At 46.6% G+C, this 522-nt stretch carries 1 protein-coding gene; it reads right to left on the bottom strand.

Annotated elements, in window-relative coordinates; genetic code table 11:
* A partial coding sequence (locus CWC04_RS19240) for a hypothetical protein (protein WP_138686192.1) occupies window positions 1–522 on the bottom strand: 522 nt, incomplete at both ends.

Below are 522 nucleotides of genomic sequence, written 5' to 3'. Positions count from 1 at the left end.
AGCAGTGGAGGGTAATGTGCCGTCGTTTAAGCTGCTTGCATCAATAGGAGTTGTTACATATTCGCCATTTTCTACAATGGCTTGCACTTCAACCGGTGGGTTAACACCATCGCTAATAGTAACCGTAACTGTTTGGCCATCTTCAACATCGCTAACTGTTCCGCGCACAACAATGGCTGCACTTTCGCCGTTACCGTTAATAACGCCATCGGCTGTTTTATCAATGCTTGTGGTAATGGCGGCAGTGTTATCGAGCTCAACGCTATCTTGTGCGCTTACAGGGTTGCCAGCTATATCAGATACACTTGCAGTGGCGGTTAATGTGCCGTCGTTTAAGCTGCTTGCATCAATAGGAGTTGTTACATATTCGCCATTTTCTACAATGGCTTGCACTTCAACCGGTGGGTTAACACCATCGCTAATAGTAACCGTAACTGTTTGGCCATCTTCAACATCGCTAACTGTTCCGCGCACAACAATGGCTGCACTTTCGCCGATACCGATAAAAAAGCCAACCACACT

The organism is Pseudoalteromonas sp. S2893 (assembly GCF_005887105.1).
GTDB classification, from domain to species: Bacteria; Pseudomonadota; Gammaproteobacteria; order Enterobacterales; family Alteromonadaceae; genus Pseudoalteromonas; species Pseudoalteromonas atlantica.
Note: the sequence above shows the minus strand (reverse complement) of the source record. Positions and strands in the feature narration are given on the sequence as shown.